The following is a 20,073-nucleotide window of genomic DNA, read 5'->3' as shown; positions in this document are numbered from 1 at the left end:
CAATGAATACACATACTTGTTCAAGAACGTTATAATATATCTAACTACTATATTAATTAATAAATACTTTTTTGATTATCAGATTTAAGATTCGTAATTAAAGTATATTACTTACATATATATTTTATGAACAACTAATCCGTCTGCGCTTTGTTATAACAATGTTTATAGCTATTAAGCTAAAGTTTATTATAACTTAAAGCCATAAACAAATCACTTTAATTAGATAATACACTTATTTAAAAATAAATCTATAGTACTTTGGTACTATATGAAAATTAAGTTAAGCAATAAGTTGTTTAACTCAATGTTATAATCATTCATCAATAATATTTTGTAATAATAAAATGTTGATGAGAGTTGTAATTTGATTAATAAAGTAATACAATTTAAGGCTATAGTGTACTTAATAAATCATAACTTTTTATGTATCAATCATTTGTGAAATATTTAAAATTTAACTAGGAGTACTAACAATGAACAAATTTTTAAAATATTTTTTAATATTATTATCTTTTGGTCTCCTCGTTGTTCCAATTATTTTTGCTACTCAATTATATCAAAGTTCAGAATCTGCATTTGAGTCATCTCAAAACACTAAAGATTCTCAACGAAAGTCTACTTTAAGAGATACAAAAGTTGATCCTGAAAAACAACCTATATCAATTTTATTCTTAGGTATAGACGATAATGAAGGTAGAGAAAAAAACGGGCAAAGTGTAGAACATTCTAGGTCAGATGCTATGATATTATCTACTTTTAATCAGAAAAAGCATCAAATAAGAATGCTAAGCATACCTAGAGATACAATCAGTTATATACCTAAAGTTGGCTATTACGATAAAATAACACATGCGCATGCATATGGTGGACCTCTTGCTGCTATGGATTCAGTTGAAGCAACAATGAATGTACCGGTAGATTATTATGTGCGTATTAATATGAAAGCCTTTGTTGAAGCAGTTGATGAATTAGGTGGTATATATTATGACGTACCGTATAATCTAAATGAACCTAACAGTGATGATACTGGTAGAATTAAAATCAAAAAAGGATACCAAAAGCTAAACGGCGACCAAGCATTAGCTGTAGCTCGAACTCGACATCATGATTCAGACCTTAAACGTGGTCAAAGACAAATGGAACTTATTAAAATATTGTTCCAAAAAGCTCAAAATTTAAATTCTATAGATAAACTTGACAATGTTATTAGTATTGTAGGGAAAAATGCTAAACATAATTTAACTCAGAAAGAAATTAAGTCTCTAGCAAAAATGTATCTTGGTGGTAACACTGAAATTAAAACATCACAACTTAAAGGTAAGGATGACTACTTAAATGATATATACTATTACCACCCAAGCGTAAAAAGTATTATGGAATATTCAAATCTTTTACGTAATGATTTAGGTTTATCTAAAATAACAAACAAAAACGATTTCTTAGATCAAAGAGTCATTAAACGATATGGTTCACTCGTACCCCTAACAGAATTAGATGAAGACTTATTACGTAAGAACCAAAAGGAATCGACTGATAGTCAGAAAGAGTCTGATTCTTCATCACAAAATAATGATGAAGAAGATCAAACTAACGAACAAACAGACCAAAATACTTTAAACGGGAACGAGCAGTATCCAAATCAACAATACAACAATCAGGACAATGGTGAAAATGGTATGATAAATAATGACAATTATCCTTACGCACAATAAAAGCTATATAAACTTATGTGGTAAATATACTTAAAAGGAGCGCAAATATGAGTCGTAAAACATATGAAAAAATTGCTAGTATAAATGGTATGTTCAACGTACTTGAACAACAAATCATTCATAGTAAAGATATGGCATTATTTAGGAATGAATTTTTCTATGTAAACCATGAACACAGAGAAAATTATGAAGCGCTTTTGATCTACTACAAGGATAGTTTAGATAATCCCGTTGTAGATGGCGCATGCTACATTCTTGCTTTACCTGAAATATTTAATAAGGTTGATGTGTTTGAGTCTGATTTACCTTTTACCTGGGTTTATGATGAAAATGGGCTCACTGATACCATGAAGAGTATCAGTGTACCCCTTCAATATCTTATTGCAGCCGCTTTGGAAGTGACTGATGTAAATATATTTAAGCCTTCAGGTTTTACTATGGGCATGAACAATTGGAATATTGCCCAATTACGTATTTTTTGGCAATACTGCGCTATCGTTAGAAAAGAGGCTTTATAATACTATCAATTAGTAATAAACGTATCGTTTTTTAATTCTTTGGTTTATAAATTATATATTTTTCTAATTATCAGAATGAGGTTAGGACATAATTCCTAACAAAAGAGCCAGTAAATGAGTTTTTTGTAAATTCATTTACTGGCTTCTTTATTTATAATACTTCGTATTGTTGGCTCTCTTTCTTAGGGGACAGCTTCAGTCTGTAGTCTTCAACTTGTCTTGTTCCCTTAAGAGTCTCGCCAAAATATTTTGCCTTTACCATGTAATTTAACATTGAAATACTTAAAAAATAAGGCCCTTTCGTATAATTTGATAAATACCACTAAACAAAATTAACGAGATACCTAATGTATAAAGACTATAATATGACTCAACTTAATTTACAAAGGAAACTTCAGTACTTATTCCCGCAAATGATATTTCACGACATGACCGGACTCATTCTTTTTTTGTGATGAACTAATTATGAATTTATAATGAACCTGCTTTATTTCATTTTCAATATGGTTAAAATAATTTTTAAAGGGAAAACCAGTGAAAATGGAGGTGATACTGTGTTTCAAATAGCAAAAAACGAAAGGATGCTAGAGGATTGCTTTGAAATAAGAAAATGTGTTTTCGTCAAAGAACAAGGCGTACCACTCGAAAATGAATTTGATCAATATGAAGATTACTCATTCCATATAGTGGGATATATAAATGAAATTCCTATGGCAACTGCTAGAATTAGATCTTTGAATACTCATGTTTGCAAAATTGAACGCGTAGCAATCATCAAGTGGTATCGCGGTCTAGGGTACGGTGAAAAATTAATACATGCTATTGAAACAATTGCAAAAAAACACCAATATAATAAACTCACTATGAATGCTCAATTACAAGCTCGAGACTTTTACTTAAAACTAGGTTACTCACCTTTTGGCAAAGTATTCTTAGAAGAAAATATAAAACATATTAGTATGAATAAGTTTTTATAAATCGGTTTACATTCTATATACAAACTTAGCAATTTTTAAAATTGTAATAATCTTTATGTAACATATAGGCTTATAATAAACGTAAATAGTGATTTGACAATGTTTCCAGCATAAAAAAACAATATTTCTGTTTGAGGCACAGGTTAAAATTACATTACAAATATGTTAAAAGCCATACAGTGTTAAGACTTAAAGATTATAATTGATACAAATCATATTAATGCGAGGAGTAAGAAATAAATGGCGAAGAAATTCAATTACAAATTACCGTCTATGGTTGCTTTAACGTTATTTGGCACAGCTTTTACTGCACATCAAGCAAATGCAGCTGAACAACCACAAGATCAGTCTAATCATAAAAATGTATTAGATGATCAAACTGCCCTCAAGCAAGCAGAAAAAGCTAAAAGCGAAGTTACACAATCAACTACAAATGTATCTGGTACACAAACATATCAAGACCCTACCCAAGTTCAACCAAACCAAGATACACAAAGTACTACATATGATGCATCATTAGATGAAATGAGTACTTATAATGAAGTTTCATCAAATCAAAAGCAACAATCTTCATCAATAAATGATGAGAATCAAAATCAAACGAATTCTTCTACAAAAAATCAACAAGAAGAAACAAATCATTTGACACAAGAAGATAAAACATCCACTGATACAAATCAATTACAGGAGACACAGTCTGTAGCAGATGAAAATGAGAAAGATTTAGGAGCTAACGCGGGTACTGAACAACAAGACAAGAAGATGACAGCAAGTCAACCTTCCGAAAATCAAGCAATTGAAACTCAAACTTCTTCTAATGATAATGAAAGCCAACAAAAAAGTCAGCAAGTAACTTCTGAACAAAATGAAACTGTTACACCTAAAGTATCAAATACAAACGCATCTGGTTATAATTTTGATTACGATGATGAAGACGATGATAGCTCAACAGACCATTTAGAACCTATATCATTAAACAATGTGAATGCTACATCTAAACAAACTACTTCATATAAATATAAAGAGCCAGCTCAACGTGTAACAACTAATACTGCAACAAAAGAAACGGCATCTAATCAAGCGACTGTAGATACAAAGCAATTCATCCCATTTAGTGCAACTGCTCAACCGAGAACAGTTTATTCTGTATCTAGTCAAAAAACATCATCATTACCGAAATACACACCAAAGGTTAATTCTTCAATAAATAACTATATTCGTAAAAAGAATATGAAAGCACCAAGAATTGAAGAAGATTATACGTCATATTTCCCTAAATATGGCTATAGAAACGGCGTAGGACGTCCTGAAGGTATCGTTGTTCATGATACTGCAAATGATAACTCAACAATCGATGGCGAGATTGCCTTCATGAAACGTAATTACAACAGTGCATTCGTACACGCATTTGTTGATGGCAATAGAATTATAGAAACAGCTCCGACAGACTATTTATCTTGGGGTGCAGGTCCTTACGGAAATCAACGTTTTATCAATGTTGAAATCGTCCATACACATGATTATGATTCATTTGCACGTTCAATGAACAACTACGCTGATTATGCTGCAACACAATTGCAATATTATAATTTAAAACCTGATAGCGCTGAAAACGATGGAAGAGGAACAGTTTGGACACATGCTGCTATCTCAAACTTCTTAGGAGGTACTGACCACGCTGACCCTCACCAATATTTAAGAAGCCACAATTATAGCTATGCAGAATTATATGACTTAATTTATGAAAAATATTTAATTAAAACGGGTCAAGTAGCACCTTGGGGAACAACATCTACAAAACCGTCACAACCTTCTAAACCATCAGGAGGAACTAATAATAAGTTAACTGTATCTGCTAATCGTGGTGTTGCTCAAATTAAACCAACAAATAATGGCTTATATACAACTGTTTATGACAGTAAAGGTCATAAGACTGATCAAGTACAAAAAACTCTATCCGTTACTAAAACTGCAACATTAGGAAATAACAAATTCTATTTAGTTGAAGACTACAATAGCGGTAAAAAATACGGTTGGGTTAAACAAGGTGATGTTGTTTATAACACTGCTAAGGCACCAGTAAAAGTGAATCAAACATATAATGTTAAAGCAGGGTCAACACTTTACACAGTTCCTTGGGGTACACCAAAACAAGTTGCTAGCAAAGTATCTGGTACTGGAAATCAAACTTTTAAAGCAACTAAACAGCAACAAATTGATAAAGCGACGTATCTTTATGGTACAGTGAATGGTAAATCTGGTTGGATTAGTAAATACTACTTAACTTCAGCATCTAAACCTAGCAATCCAACTAAACCTTCAACAAATAACCAATTAACAGTGACTAACAATAGTGGTGTTGCTCAAATCAATGCAAAAAATAGTGGCTTATACACTACAGTTTATGACACTAAAGGAAAGACAACAGATCAAATCCAACGTACATTGTCAGTGACAAAAGCTGCCACACTTGGTGATAAAAAATTCTATCTAGTTGGTGATTATAATACTGGTACAAATTATGGTTGGGTAAAACAAGATGAGGTCATTTACAATACAGCTAAATCACCTGTAAAAATCAATCAAACATACAACGTCAAACCTGGTGTTAAATTCCACACAGTACCTTGGGGCACATATAATCAAGTGGCTGGAACAGTTTCAGGTAAGGGCGATCAAACTTTTAAAGCAACTAAACAACAACAAATTGATAAAGCAACATATCTTTATGGTACAGTGAACGGTAAATCTGGTTGGATTAGTAAATACTATTTAACTACACCATCAAAAGTTCAAACTTTGTCTACTCAATCAACACCAGCACCTAAACAAGTACAATCATCTACACAAACTGTAAATCAAATTGCTCAAGTGAAAGCTAATAATTCTGGAATAAGAGCATCCGTATATGATAAAACAGCCAAAAGTGGTACGAAATACGCAAACCGTACATTCCTTATCAATAAACAACGTACTGAAGGTAATAACACGTATGTACTACTGCAAGATGGAACAAGTAATACGCCATTAGGATGGGTAAACATTAATGATGTGACAACTCAAAATATTGGAAAACAAACTCAGTCTATAGGTAAATATTCAGTAAAACCTACAAATAATGGTCTATATTCTATTGCTTGGGGTACTAAAAACCAACAATTACTAGCACCTAATACGCTAGCCAATCAAGCATTTAATGCTTCCAAAGCTGTTTACGTTGGCAAAGATTTATATCTTTACGGAACAGTCAATAACAGAACAGGATGGATTGCTGCTAAGGATTTAATCCAAAACAGTACTGACGCTCAGGCAACACCATATAACTATACTTTTGTTATCAATAATAGTAAAAGTTATTTCTATATGGATCCAACAAAAGCAAACCGATATTCTTTAAAACCATATTATGAACAAACTTTCACAGTCATTAAGCAAAAAAATATTAATGGCGTAAAATGGTACTATGGACAACTTTTAGACGGTAAATATGTTTGGATAAAATCAACTGACTTAGTTAAAGAAAAAATTAAATATGCATATACTGGAATGACTTTAAATAACGCGATAAATATCCAATCTCGTCTTAAATATAAACCACAAGTACAAAATGAGGCTTGGAAATGGTCAAATGCCAATTATAGTCAAATTAAAAATGCTATGGATACAAAGCGTTTAGCTAATGATTCATCCTTAAAATATCAATTCTTACGTTTAGATCAACCACAATACTTGTCAGCACAAGCTCTCAATAAATTATTAAAAGGCAAAGGTGTACTTGAAAACCAAGGTGCTGCATTTAGCCAAGCAGCACGTAAGTATGGTCTAAATGAAATTTATCTTATCTCACATGCTTTAGTAGAAACAGGTAATGGAACTTCACAACTTGCTAAAGGCGGAGATGTTTCAAAAGGTAAATTCACAACTAAAACAGATCACAAATACCATAATGTCTTTGGAATTGGTGCATTCGACAATAATGCACTTGTAGATGGTATTAAATACGCTAAAAATGCTGGATGGACTTCTGTCTCTAAAGCAATCATTGGTGGCGCTAAATTCATTGGAAATTCATACGTGAAAGCAGGACAAAATACGCTATATAAAATGCGTTGGAATCCTGCAAGCCCCGGTACGCATCAATATGCAACTGATATTAATTGGGCAAATGTCAACGCACAAGTATTAAAACAATTTTATGATAAAATTGGTGAAGTCGGTAAGTACTTCGAAATTCCAACATACAAATAAATATGAAGTAAGGCAGCTCTCATAGTTAATGAAAGTAGAGTTGCCTATTTTTTTGATGATTATTTATCATGTCACTACTTCGAATATGACAGATGCTAAATATTAAACTTTTTCAAATAAAAAAAGCTAAGCACACTTATATGTAATTTAATATTACAATTCAGTTGCTTAGCTTTATATGTTTATATATAATTGAATGTATTTTACACTTAACATCATAATTAAAAACTGGTATATATCAGATGAAAATATGTCTACTATTAAGTTTGTTTAATAATTGATTTAAACTTGCAATTTCGTCTGAAGATAAACATTGACATCTCGCTTCAATTAACTCGCATCTCGCCGTGTTAATTTGCTGAATTAAAGCCCTTGCTTCTTCAGTTAATATTAGTTCTTTACATCGTAAATCTTCATGAGATTGTTGACTCATGATATAACCTTTTTGGACTAACTTTTTAATCCATCTTGATACAATTGATTGTTCCCTACTAATCTTCATAGTTAAATCGTATTGAGATAAACGATCATAATTATATAAAATACGTAGTAACTCTAATTGTTCAGAAGTAATGTCAGTTCGTTGACCAAAGCGTCTATTAACTAAATTCAAATCATTATTTGTTAGTGTGATAAGTTTTTCAAGTTGTTTATACATGTTGTTCTACTCCACTATATTAAGTTAATAATATTATATGCCTTATTTATAAATTATACAATACAAATATACACATTACACAAATTCGTTGCATCATTACCTATTTTTATACTACATTAGAGTATGTCTAAATTGTAAAAAAGGAGAGCGTTTATGACAGCCATCAAAGATAGGGATTATTTTTTCGATAATGCTCGAGCAATATTGATATTTCTAGTCGTATTAGGACATTTATTACAACCTTATACATCTGAAGATAAATTTTTACAAGCTTTATATTTATTAATATATAGCTTTCATATGCCTACCTTTCTATTTATCTCAGGCTACTTTGCTAAGAATTTAGATAAACCTAACTATTTAGAAAAAATTGCAAAAAAATTACTTCTTCCTTATGTAATATTTTTTGCGTTTTTCTCACTTTATTACTATTTCACTGGTAAAGAAGATGCAATTCAATTAGATCCATTTAATCCAGTTTTTGCATTATGGTTTTTACTCACCCTTTTTTTCTTTCATGTTGTTTTAGTTATAGTGAGAAGGTATAATCCGTATATTGTACTATTCATATCCATACTTGTTTCTGTATTAGCTGGTTTCTCTGGCAATATCGACAGTTATATGAGTATATCAAGAACCATTGTGTTCTTCCCTATCTTCTTTATAGGACATTTGGTTACACAATCACATACCGAAAAACTTAGAAATAAAAAATGGATTCCCATTTCAATAATCATTCTGATTACCTTCTTTATAGGATACACAATCCATCCTATTAATGGAGATTGGTTATTAGGAAGTACACCTTATACTTCTTTAGAAAGTAACGGAGAGGATGTTTATAGTCCTCTTAAACGCTTATTACTCTATGTCATTATACTTTTAACTATGTGTGCATTTCTAAATCTAATGCCACAAACTAAGCGTATTTATACCTATATAGGACAGCGCACAATGTTTGTTTATTTATTACACGGTATCGTTATAGGAGTCATTCGCGGGTTTGGTCTATATCCATTTAAGGATCAGATTTCTATCTTTACCTATCTTTATTTATTTATCAGTGCGAGTGTGATTGTATTAATATTATCTTCAAAATGGGTTTGCAAATGGACGAATCCGTTCATTAATTTAAAAAGGCCTTCTCAATTTAAAAATTAAAATTTCATAAAACAATTCAGTAAATCACCAAAATGTAGAGATTAAAATATGTTATGATAGTAATAATTTGAAAGAATTATGAGACTATTTAAACAATTTAAATACTACATTTTGGTATTTTTATATAGAGAGGTTTTAGCAAATGAAATTATCATTAAATTCAAGTTCAAAATTTTTAAGAGCCCCTAGTATTCGTCAATTTTCTAATAGAATTAAAGCGATTGACGATTGTGTTAATTTAACAATTGGACAACCCGATTTTCCTATGCCAGATGTGGTCAAAAATGCTTATATCAAAGCAATCAAAAACGATAAAACAAGTTATTCTCATAACAAAGGTTTATTTGAAACACGACAAGCTATTAGCCAATATTTTAAACGAAAATACGATTTCTTTTATAGTGAGGAAGAAATCATCGTTACTAATGGTGCGAGTGAAGCATTAGATACATCGTTAAGAAGCATTATTGAGCCTGGCGATGATATACTTATTCCAGGACCGATATACGCTGGTTATATCCCATTAGTAGAAACTCTAGGTGGAAATCCAGTATATATAGATACTACACAATCAGATTTTAAAGTAACACCTGAACTGATTGAGTCGCATCTAACGCATAAGACTAAAGCTATACTTCTCAATTACCCTACCAACCCAACAGGCGTAATACTCGAACGCTCCGAGGTCAAAAATATAGTAGATACACTTGTAAACAAACACATTTTTATTATCAGTGATGAGATTTATGCTGAAAATACGTTTAAAGGACAACATACATCTTTTGCTGAATTTCCAGAAATTCGAGATCAATTATTACTGATAGGTGGTTTGAGTAAGTCCCATTCTGCAACAGGTATTCGAATCGGCTTTTTACTTGGTCCTGAATATTTAATTGAAAAATTAACCTTTATGCACGCTTACAATTGTATTTGTGCAAATGTACCAGCTCAAATTGCTTGTGCTACCGCTTTAAATGAAGGGATAAATGCCCCTCTATACATGAATCGTGATTATATTGAACGTCGTAATTACCTGAAAAAAAAATTAGAATCATTAGGCTTCGAATTAACTGCTCAACCTGAAGGTGCATTTTACATCTTCCCTAGCATTAAAAAATTCACGGAAAATGATTTTGCATTTTGTGTTGATGTGTTGGAGAAAGCACACTTAGCTATGGTTCCTGGTTCCTCATTCACTGATATTGGCAAAGGGTATATTCGAATTTCATATGCTTATGATATGGAAACATTAAAAAAAGGAATGCATCGATTAGAAAATTATTTACACCAACATTATCCAGATCAAATGACCACTCAAACTATATAAATAGTCTGGAAAACATTTATTCCTGAAGTGAAATTTATGAGAGTAACAATCCCACATAACAATACAATAGGTTTAAATGTATCAAGTGTGTGCGCTAATCTGAGATTTACACTTGCAAATCGAGAGCATTCACTTTAAATAGTACATTTTAATTTTTAACATTGGTGATTACTTATATCTACCAATGTTGCTAATTGTTACTTATACTTATTAATTCCAATGAAATAATAAAATCGCCTAAGACACAATTCGTATCTTAGGCGATTTTAAATAATTGCTATTCATTAACTAGATTGGAATTGTAATTATAATATGCATTTTCAAAACCAGTCTATTATTCAACTATTGCTTATGGGAATTTAGGGAATTGGTCAAAATCAGGATTACGTTTTTCTTTAAACGCATCACGTCCTTCTTTCGCTTCATCAGTAGTATAGTAAAGTAAAGTCGCATCTCCAGCCATTTGTTGTAAACCAGCTAAACCATCAGTATCAGCATTCATTGCTGCTTTTAAGAAACGTAAAGCAGTTGGTGAGTGTTGCATGATGTCTTTACACCATTTAACTGTTTCGTCTTCAACTTGTTCTAATGGAACTACAGTATTCACTAAGCCCATATCCAAAGCTTCCTGTGCATTGTATTGACGGCATAAATACCAGATTTCTCTTGCTTTTTTATGGCCAACTATACGAGCTAGGTAGCCAGAACCGTACCCAGCATCAAATGATCCTACTTTTGGTCCAGTTTGCCCAAAAATAGCATTGTCTGCAGCGATTGTTAAATCACAAACAACATTAAGTACATTTCCTCCACCAATTGCATAGCCTCTAACCATTGCAATTACTGGTTTAGGAATCACACGAATTAAACGTTGTAAATCTAATACATTTAAACGAGGAATATCATCTTCACCTACGTAACCACCGTGTCCACGTTTTTTTTGATCTCCACCTGAACAAAATGCTTTGTCCCCTTCACCAGTTAATACAATTACTGATACATTTTGGTCATCACGCGCACGTGAAAATGCATCAATCATTTCAGCAACTGTTTTAGGAGTAAATGCATTTCTTACTTCTGGACGATTAATCGTTACTTTGGCAATCCCTTCGAAAAATTCATATTTAATTTCATCATATTCTCTAAGTGTTTCCCACTGTCTAGTCATTTTGCTCCTCCTTTAAAAAACCTAATATTATTGTATCAAATTCCGTGCTATCTTCCACATGAATTGTATGTCCGACATTAGAAATTTGAACTTTATGACTATCTTGTAAGTGATTCTCTAATTGTTGTCCTATTTGAACAAACTTTTTATCTTTTTCTCCTACTAAAATTAAAGTAGGAATGCGTATCGATGATAGATGTGGCCATAAATTAGGCATATGACCTGTACCATAATCACGAAGGGCTTTGGCCAATCTATGAGCATCTTGATTCATGCGATTATTGCGAATACTTTGGCGTATCTCAGGAGCTAGATTATACTGCGAACGAAAAAGTGGCAACTTTTCCCAATCATTCACAAAAATATCTAAACCAGCAATTTCAAGTACTTTCGCACGTGCAGCATCTACTTGGGCACGTTCCTCTTTATCCGTCTCATCTTGAATACCTGCTGAAGTACTCTCTAAGAGCAACCCTGATAGCGTTTCATTACCATGTATGGCATAATAAAGCGCTACCCGGCCACCCATAGAGTAACCTAGAAGAAACACATCATATGTTTGATATTGTATTAAAACCTCATCAAGTTGACGTGTAATAAACGGGAAATCCCACACATCATCCATACTTGAGGTATCTAAGCCATGGCCAGGTAAGTCAATTGTTAACACGTTCGTATGTTCTACGAGGGGTTCTATATGTGAATGATAAGTAGTAGCATCACTTATAAAACCATGCAACATCACCAATAGTTGCTTACTTTGGTTCTTAGATTCATAAAAATTATAATGTAACATTAACAATCTCACTCAATTTCTGATATAAATATTGATGTTGATGTAAATTTTCGTCTCTATTGGTCATAACTTCATACATGTGAGAACCCATTTTGGATAATTCAGCATATTTAAAGTCAGTCAAATTATCAAAACGCTTAAATGTAAAATCATATAACAGTGCAGTATATTCAAAGTTTAAGCCTGTTGGTGTTCCAAATAATCGCTCAAAATATTTTGTAGCTGATCGTTTTTGAGGTAAATATGAAAAGATACCTCCCCCATCGTTGTTAACTAATACAATGTTAATATGAAGTTCATTTAATTTGGCCATTAATAAACCGTTCATGTCATGATAAAAAGATAAATCACCAATAAGCAACGTCACATTCTTATGTGCCGCCATACCTAGCGCAGTTGAAACTACTCCGTCAATTCCATTGGCACCCCGATTAGCGTATACAGATGCCTCACTATCAAACAGTAAATTATCGACATCTCTAATTGGCATACTATTTCCGACAAATAATGTATCTTCTTTTGTAAGTTTTTGAATTAAACTCCCCACATATGCCGCTTCATCTGTCGCATGCTTTAAGTAATCACTTATCTCAATGCGTGCTTGTTGTTCAAGTGATTGCCATTGTTGTAACCATTTTTTTCGTTCAACAAGCGGTTCTTCCATTAATGAACGGAAAAAATCATTTGCTGAAATCTCATAAGATATATGAGGAGGTGTTGGAAATACATCAATTTGATCATTATTCTGCACAATAATTTGATACGCATCGGTTTTCTTCAACCATTGATTTAATTTTTTAGAAATAACTGGCTTACCTACACGTATGACATAATCTACTTCTAAATTTAAACCAGCTCGATACAATAAATCATAAGTGGTTATAACATTAGGATGTTTCTCCTTACGAAGCTGACTAAGGGGATCTGCTAAGATTGGCAGATCATATATAGTTGAATACGTTAATATTTGATCGACGGCTTGGTGTTGCATATCTCCGACAATGATGAGACCATTTTTTTCTTGTAATATGTCTTTTATATCATCTATCGAAATCGATTTCTGATAATGAGGTAACGTTTTAGTTACAGATGTTAATAAATCGACACGATTTAAATCTGGTGTTAGTGGTTCTCTAAATGGTAAATTAAAATGAATCGGTCCTCGGTGTGGTCCATATAAATATTGACTTGCAATTTGCATTTGATAATTAATTGTATCAATTGTATGTTCACTTCCATCAGCAATCGGCAAATCAAATTGAAAGTTCACATAATTACTAAACATATTTACCTGATTAATTGCTTGAGGTGCACCCACACTGCGCAGTTCATGCGGTCTGTCGCTCGTTAAAACAACGAGTGGCAAACGACTAATTTGACTTTCAGCTATAGCGGGCGTGTAGTTCGCAGCAGCTGTTCCAGATGTACAAAGAATTGCTACAGGTTTTTCGCTACCTTTAATAAGACCTAAAGCAAAAAATGCAGCACTTCGCTCATCAGGGTGAATCCACGTTTTAATACTTGGATGTGCTTCGAAAGCAAGTGCTAATGGTGTTGAACGTGAACCTGGACTAATTACTACTTCTCTTACACCATAAGCATAAAGCTCTGAAGCAAATGAAAATACTTGTTCAGTTAAAGCTTCACTATGATTCATCATTATTATCTACTCCTAAGGCGTTCATCATTGGTGAGAATTTAACTGCAGTTTCAGCAACTTCACTATCAGGATTCGAATTTTTAACAATGCCACATCCAGCGTATAAAGTTGCTTGTTGCTCTTTAATTAGCATAGAACGTATAGCAACAATGAATTCACAATCATCATAAACATCAATATAGCCCACCGGTGCGCCATATAAACCTCGAGTACCAAACTCTTTATTCTCAATAAAATCAAGTGCTTCTTCTTTAGGATAGCCACCTAGCGCAGGTGTAGGATGTAAACGATCGATTAAACCAATGTATGATTCGTCATTTAAATTAGCTTTGATTTCCGTATATAAATGATACATATGATCATTTTTTAAAATATTAGGTGTTTCATTGTACTCTACATCCTGTACAAAAGGCTCAATATCATTTAAGATACTCTCTACAACAAAACGATGTTCTCCTAAATTTTTCTTATCTTTAAGAAATGCTTCTATATTCTTATTATCTATTTGCTCATTATGTGTACGTTTAATGGTACCTGCTACTGCTTTTGTAGATAAAACACCATCTTCAACTTTGATTAATTGCTCAGGCGTTTGAGAAAAGAATATTGACTGATTAGCTTCTAATAAAAATATATAACTATTTTTTTCATTTTCAAGAGCCCGATTTAAAACATATGGAATATTGATTTTTTTATCAAATTTAACTAAACGACGACGCGCGAGAACGATTTTTTTATTGTCGTCAATCGTATCAATCGCTTCTTTTACAAGCTCACGCCAATCATCCTTATAAATATCTTCCATACGCGTCACATCTCCAAGTGTTTCCTCTGGATTATCCATGGTTGTTTGTTCAAAATGTGCCACTAAAGTTTTAAAAGCTTGTAAATCGAAATCTTGTCGCTCTGTTGTATAAGTTAGATAAGTACGCGTACCTTCATTAGAAATTAATACTTTAGGTAAAACAAAATGGTTTAAACCATATTCTCTCCATTCATCATCTGATTTGTGACTCGAAAATTGAAAACCGCCACACAATCTAAGATGATGATATCTATTATGTGGATGAATGAGTTCAATATTATTTTTTAATTTTTCCCAGTCCTTAAAAATGGATTGCTTATTCTCAAAGTCGTTTTTAAACCTATGAATAGCATGATATCCAAAATACGAAGAATAATTATCATTTAAGCGCATGTAAAAACGGTCCCCAGCATCTTTTTCAGTTAAATGAAACAACACACTAGGTTTCATAGTTTTATTTAATTCAACTTCAACTGAAACCCAATCTTTTGTACTTTCATATAACTTATCGAGGATTGCCTGTTCGTCTATATTCACATCCATTTTTTTCACTTCTTTCTCCTCCGAATTTTACTCATTATTACATTGTATCATTTTTAATCTTTTATGTAGTTATTAATGCTTAAACAAAACATGCAATTTTTCACGTTGATTGACCTTTACTGGTGTTTCATTTAAAATGTTGATGATAAAACTATATAAATAAGAGGTTGTGCATATCATGTCAGATCAATATCAACAATATTCCACTGTTAAGAAGTACTGGCAATTGATGAGACCTCATACTTTAACAGCCGCTGTTGTCCCTGTACTCGTTGGTACTGCAGCAGCTAAAATATATTTACTCGGTAGCGAAGACCATCTAAAATTTAGTCTTTTCTTAGCTATGTTAGTTGCATGTTTGTTAATTCAAGCTGCAACAAACATGTTTAATGAATACTATGACTTTAAAAAAGGTCTTGATGATCATACCTCTGTGGGTATTGGTGGCGCTATTGTACGTAATGGTATGAGTCCAAAACAAGTAATGAATTTAGCAATTGCTTTTTACATCATTGCAGCACTTTTAGGTATCTTTTTAGCAATACAAAGCTCATTCTGGATTATTCCAGTAGGTATTGTTTGTATGGCAATTGGCTATCTATATACCGGTGGCCCTATTCCAATTTCATGGACACCTTTTGGTGAACTATTTTCAGGATTATTTATGGGTATGATTATCATACTACTTTCATTTTTCATACAAACCGGTAATGTTCAAGGATATGCCGTTTGGTTAAGTATTCCAATAGTCATCACAATTGGTTTAATCAATATGGGCAACAATATTCGTGACCGTATTAAAGACAAGGCTAGCGGTAGAAAAACTTTGCCTATACTTTTAGGTAAACGTGCTTCAGTTATTTTTATGGCAATAATGTATGCCGTCGCATATATCATTGTCATCATTACAGCCTTTTTTAAACCTGCGGGATCATTATTTTACTTGTTAGTCTTATTATCATTCCCAATGCCTATTAAAGCGGTGAGACGTTTTAATAAAAATGATACGCCTGAAACAATGATGCCTGCGATGGCTGCGACAGGTAAAACGAATACATTCTTTGGTTTATTGTATGCATTAGGAATCTATATTAGTGCACTTTTAGGTGCAATCTAAACTTTCACACGAATGAGTCTGGGACATTAATCAATGCCCCAGGCTTTTTTATTGCAAACACAGACAACAATTTAATTTAAAAACCCACTTAATATCGAGTTATTTCAACATTTGTCTAAACCCAGAATTTCAAACAGAAATTCTACAGACAAGGCAAGTTGGGGTTCGGGGCCCCAACATAGAGAATTTCAAACAGAAATTCTACAGACAAAGCAAGTTGGGGTTCGGAGTAGGTTTAGACAACACGCTTATAACTTATAACCCACTGAAACCATTTATAAAAATTCAATCTGTAAACAAAATTAATGGGTACTCATTTATATACACCACACACCTTTCATTATGATGTGATGTTACTTATTATTCAATGTCATATGAAAATATTGATGGCCATATAAATGAATTGTCGCGTCCTCTTTAAACCCTAATTTGTGATATAGATGGCGTGCTTTATTATTATCATAATCACAATTCAATCCCCATTTTTCATGTGCATGAGTGGAAATGACATACTTTAAAAGTTGTGTTGCAATACCTTGTCCTCGATATTTTGGAGACGTTACTACTGTTTCTATATATATTTCATCATCGTATGATTCTTTTTCAGGTAATGGTGTACCTAACTGAAGAATATCTTCTTCAAGTGGTAACTTAAGCCATTGTTGTTCATAATCCATTTCCTCTTTCCCAGGATAAGCAATTACACATCCAGCAACAACCCCGTCTTTCTCATATACCCAAATATGCTCATAAAACGACCGGTATCTTACATTCACAATACTTAATTCTATCGCTTCAATAATACGATCTTTAGTTATTTCCTTGGTAATATCTAATTCCATATCTCTCCAAATAAGATAACATAACTCTGCAATCTGTCGATTATCACTCGTTTTCGCTTTTCTAATCACATTTGACTCCCCTTTTAGATATTGATAGCTAAAGTTTATACTCAATTTCTAAATAAAAATAAATACGACATGATGTTGACATCTTAAAATTAAACAATCACTATAAATTTAAACCTTCACTTTATATCATAACATCTTCTTTAATACTTTTACTTTGATAAACTAAATAATTATCTGTAAAAATAAAGATAAGACTAAAAACTAAATTAACCATACGGAGGCAGACATAATGAAAGTTAACAAAACAATTTATATTATAGTAGCATTGATTTTAGGTGGTCTGGGCGTGCATAAATTTTATGCCGACCAAGTTGGACAAGGTATTCTACATCTCGTCTTTTTCTGGACTGGCATTCCAAGTGTTGTCGCAATCATTCACGCTATCATTGTTATTTTTACTAAAAAAGCAGATGAATACGGCTACATAACTTTTGATAAAAAATAAGATCTAAAAATATTTCTTCATATTTTCCAAAAAAACAAATTTTACTTTTAGCTCCTACAAAAACTGGGTATAAGATATCAAACAAAATATAAGGGGAGTTAACATGCAGAATATTGTTAAAAGAGTGATTAGAATTTTAGTTTCCGGTTATATTGTCAAAATGATACGAAACCTTATTTCCAAAAATTCTAACGATAGAAATAAAAACAATCACAAATAGAAATATTAAAAACGGAATTGATTAGCAATTCCGTTTTTTTATATTGTCCGTTGCCAAAAATATTCTTTTTTTCTTGTGATACACATGCGAATTGCTCAACTTATCGAACTACATCTTTGGTACGTTTTCTTATTTCCATCATTCTTAATTTACTAAAATATTAGTTGTTGATTTATCTAATAAAACTAGGTTATGTAAATAAATTTTATTAGATAAATCTTCTAGTTCTAAAAGTATTAATTGATATATTTCTTGGATAAATCGATATTTATTTTATAAATCTTTTAACTTAAATAAGAGTTAGGATAAGGAGAAAGAGAATGAATTTTTTTATTAGGAAAGAAAAAAAGGAAGATTATAAGATTACAGAAGAAGTTGTAAAAGAAGCGTTTGCTAATGAAGAATATAGTGATCAGAGTGAACATAGATTAGTTGCGAGTTTGAGAAATTCTGATGAGTTTATTCCAGATTTATCTTTAGTAGCATTACATAGAGATAAAATTATAGGTCATATATTGTTATCTAAAATTTTTATTGTTAAAGGTGAGAAATCTATAGAATCATTAGCTTTAGCGCCTGTTTCTGTCTTACCTAATTATCAAAATAGAGGCGTAGGTCAAAGTTTGATACAAAAATCTTTAGAAGTAGCAGAAAAGCTTAATTTTGATTCGGTTATAGTGATGGGACACTCAGAGTATTATCCAAAATTTGGGTTTAAAAAAGCTTCTAACTGGGGTATTAAAGCCCCTTTTGAAGTACCAGACGAATTTTTAATGGCTATTGAATTAAAGAAAAATGCTTTGGATAAAACTTCTGGGATAATTCAATATTCAGATGCTTTTTTTGAATGAAAAATTTATTTATCTTAGTTTTTAAATCTACTGAATAGATAAAGACTAGGCATTTATGCCGAGAAAATTTATTGATGTTGAGAAGAATTCTTAACTAAACTTGAAGACGAATGTCGCATAGCGTGAGCTATTAAGCCGACGATTCAACAAGTTTTTAGTTTGTTAAGAGTTTTCGAAGGCTCAACGTCAATAAAGCAGTTATGTTGACATTGCCTAAAAAAGGAGTTCTTATTTTGGATAAAAACACAGTATTAGATAAAGGTTATTTTATAGCAACTATCTTAAATTCCATTTTTTTACTTGGGTTAATTTTTGTATATCAATCTGATAATCCATATATTAATTCCATATACTATTGTGATGGTTGTTAATGCTATTTATTTAGTTGTAAAAGTAGGAAAAATAAATAAAAGTAAGCCCAAAATTTAAGAGGGTTTTGAAACGATTGAAAACGAGTTTCTTCTTGACTTGATCCTATATAGGAATAACGTTCTTTTTTAAAATAAGGATAGATACTTATATATTAGCTTGAATGATTTAAAAAATTTGAAGATATCTATATTTTACAAAAATCAAGTTTGTTATTGTTACTTTTGATGTTTATTTTTTGGTTAAGTTTAAGACAATAGAATATAAACCATAGATATGCATAGAAAGAGTCCGGAAGATAAAGTTCTAGGATAAGTAAATAAAGACAATTTCTATTGAAATAATATAGAAATTGTCTTTTTTATTATTGTATAAAGAAAAAGAACGTTGATACATCAACGTTCTAGCGTAATTTAGTTAATCAGAATTAAACTGATTTTTACTAATGAACGGAAACGGAGGGATTCGAACCCTCGCGCCGCTCTCGCGACCTACACCCTTAGCAGGGGCGCCTCTTCAGCCAACTTGAGTACGTTTCCATATGGCTCCGCAGGTAGGATTCGAACCTACGACCGATCGGTTAA

Annotated in this window: 16 protein-coding genes, 1 tRNA gene and 1 pseudogene; 11 read left to right on the top strand and 7 right to left on the bottom strand. The window is 32.0% G+C overall.

All coding sequences use genetic code 11. The features are described 5' to 3' along the window. Positions 1-476: 476 nt before the first annotated feature. From HMPREF2897_RS09215 to HMPREF2897_RS09200, 4 genes are all read left to right on the top strand, one after another. A complete protein-coding gene (locus HMPREF2897_RS09215) occupies positions 477-1,715 on the top strand; it encodes an LCP family protein (protein ID WP_002490056.1) in 1,239 nt (412 codons plus the stop codon). Between the two features lie 47 nt (positions 1,716-1,762). Beyond that, positions 1,763-2,233: a DUF2538 family protein gene (locus tag HMPREF2897_RS09210; protein ID WP_002458054.1), complete on the top strand. Its 471-nt coding sequence runs from the start codon at positions 1,763-1,765 to the stop codon at positions 2,231-2,233. Positions 2,234-2,787: 554 nt separating this feature from the next. Next, positions 2,788-3,210, top strand: a complete 423-nt coding sequence (locus tag HMPREF2897_RS09205) for a GNAT family N-acetyltransferase (RefSeq protein WP_002475754.1) — start codon at positions 2,788-2,790, stop codon at positions 3,208-3,210. A 240-nt stretch (positions 3,211-3,450) separates the two neighbouring features. Continuing rightward, positions 3,451-7,458 (top strand): N-acetylmuramoyl-L-alanine amidase, encoded by a 4,008-nt coding sequence (locus HMPREF2897_RS09200; protein WP_070593043.1) that lies wholly within the window; start codon positions 3,451-3,453, stop codon positions 7,456-7,458. Positions 7,459-7,696: 238 nt separating this feature from the next. Here HMPREF2897_RS09200 and HMPREF2897_RS09195 read toward each other — a convergent pair whose 3' ends face one another. Then, on the bottom strand, positions 7,697-8,116 hold the full coding sequence (locus HMPREF2897_RS09195; protein ID WP_001831691.1) for a MarR family transcriptional regulator: 420 nt from the start codon (positions 8,114-8,116) through the stop codon (positions 7,697-7,699). A gap of 153 nt (positions 8,117-8,269) precedes the next feature. Here HMPREF2897_RS09195 and HMPREF2897_RS09190 point away from each other — a divergent pair, with 153 nt between their 5' ends. Both HMPREF2897_RS09190 and HMPREF2897_RS09185 read left to right on the top strand, forming a co-directional pair. Continuing rightward, positions 8,270-9,277: an acyltransferase family protein gene (locus tag HMPREF2897_RS09190; protein WP_002486580.1), complete on the top strand. Its 1,008-nt coding sequence runs from the start codon at positions 8,270-8,272 to the stop codon at positions 9,275-9,277. A 142-nt stretch (positions 9,278-9,419) separates the two neighbouring features. Further along, on the top strand, positions 9,420-10,604 hold the full coding sequence (locus tag HMPREF2897_RS09185) for an aminotransferase class I/II-fold pyridoxal phosphate-dependent enzyme (RefSeq protein ID WP_070593041.1): 1,185 nt from the start codon (positions 9,420-9,422) through the stop codon (positions 10,602-10,604). Positions 10,605-10,953: 349 nt separating this feature from the next. Here the strand turns inward: HMPREF2897_RS09185 and menB are convergent, their stop codons facing one another. From menB to HMPREF2897_RS09165, 4 genes are read right to left on the bottom strand one after another with little or no spacing between them, the layout of a single operon-like run. Next, a complete protein-coding gene (gene menB / locus HMPREF2897_RS09180) occupies positions 10,954-11,772 on the bottom strand; it encodes a 1,4-dihydroxy-2-naphthoyl-CoA synthase (protein ID WP_001831706.1) in 819 nt (272 codons plus the stop codon). Further along, a complete protein-coding gene (gene menH / locus HMPREF2897_RS09175) occupies positions 11,765-12,568 on the bottom strand; it encodes a 2-succinyl-6-hydroxy-2,4-cyclohexadiene-1-carboxylate synthase (protein WP_002490059.1) in 804 nt (267 codons plus the stop codon). Before menH ends, menB begins: the two co-directional genes overlap by 8 nt. Beyond that, positions 12,555-14,228, bottom strand: coding sequence for a 2-succinyl-5-enolpyruvyl-6-hydroxy-3-cyclohexene-1-carboxylic-acid synthase (gene menD / locus HMPREF2897_RS09170; RefSeq protein WP_002446133.1), 1,674 nt, complete (start codon positions 14,226-14,228; stop codon positions 12,555-12,557). The genes menH and menD overlap by 14 nt, the downstream gene beginning before the upstream one ends. Further along, the gene (locus HMPREF2897_RS09165) at positions 14,215-15,576 is read right to left on the bottom strand and encodes an isochorismate synthase (protein ID WP_002446132.1); all 1,362 of its coding nucleotides are present in this window, start codon (positions 15,574-15,576) and stop codon (positions 14,215-14,217) included. Before HMPREF2897_RS09165 ends, menD begins: the two co-directional genes overlap by 14 nt. Positions 15,577-15,754: 178 nt before the next feature. On the opposite strand from HMPREF2897_RS09165, the gene HMPREF2897_RS09160 reads away from it, so the two are divergent. After that, positions 15,755-16,693 carry a 1,4-dihydroxy-2-naphthoate polyprenyltransferase gene (locus tag HMPREF2897_RS09160; RefSeq protein WP_002486594.1) on the top strand — a complete coding sequence of 313 codons (939 nt, stop codon included), beginning with the start codon at positions 15,755-15,757 and terminating at the stop codon, positions 16,691-16,693. A gap of 353 nt (positions 16,694-17,046) precedes the next feature. On the opposite strand, the gene HMPREF2897_RS09155 is transcribed toward HMPREF2897_RS09160, so the two are convergent. Then, positions 17,047-17,604 (bottom strand): GNAT family N-acetyltransferase, encoded by a 558-nt coding sequence (locus tag HMPREF2897_RS09155; RefSeq protein ID WP_002458045.1) that lies wholly within the window; start codon positions 17,602-17,604, stop codon positions 17,047-17,049. Between the two features lie 229 nt (positions 17,605-17,833). Between HMPREF2897_RS09155 and HMPREF2897_RS09150 the strand changes: the two genes are divergently transcribed. The 4 genes and pseudogenes from HMPREF2897_RS09150 to HMPREF2897_RS13160 all read left to right on the top strand — a co-directional run bounded on the left by HMPREF2897_RS09150 (position 17,834) and on the right by HMPREF2897_RS13160 (position 19,549). Further along, positions 17,834-18,049: a TM2 domain-containing protein gene (locus tag HMPREF2897_RS09150; RefSeq protein ID WP_001831694.1), complete on the top strand. Its 216-nt coding sequence runs from the start codon at positions 17,834-17,836 to the stop codon at positions 18,047-18,049. Between the two features lie 103 nt (positions 18,050-18,152). Next, the gene (locus HMPREF2897_RS13290; protein ID WP_002486587.1) at positions 18,153-18,269 is read left to right on the top strand and encodes an SAR1012 family small protein; all 117 of its coding nucleotides are present in this window, start codon (positions 18,153-18,155) and stop codon (positions 18,267-18,269) included. A gap of 320 nt (positions 18,270-18,589) precedes the next feature. Then, positions 18,590-19,120, top strand: coding sequence for a GNAT family N-acetyltransferase (locus HMPREF2897_RS09145; protein WP_070593039.1), 531 nt, complete (start codon positions 18,590-18,592; stop codon positions 19,118-19,120). Positions 19,121-19,353: 233 nt separating this feature from the next. Then, positions 19,354-19,549 (top strand): annotated as a pseudogene (locus HMPREF2897_RS13160) (hypothetical protein). Positions 19,550-19,939: 390 nt separating this feature from the next. Here the strand turns inward: HMPREF2897_RS13160 and HMPREF2897_RS09140 are convergent. Beyond that, a tRNA-Ser gene (locus tag HMPREF2897_RS09140) sits at positions 19,940-20,028 on the bottom strand. Positions 20,029-20,073: the final 45 nt, after the last annotated feature.

The organism is Staphylococcus sp. HMSC065D05, assembly GCF_001813195.1.
GTDB lineage: Bacteria > Bacillota > Bacilli > Staphylococcales > Staphylococcaceae > Staphylococcus > Staphylococcus epidermidis.
The sequence above is the reverse complement of the archived record's forward strand: the minus strand, read 5'-3'. Positions and strand labels throughout refer to the sequence as shown.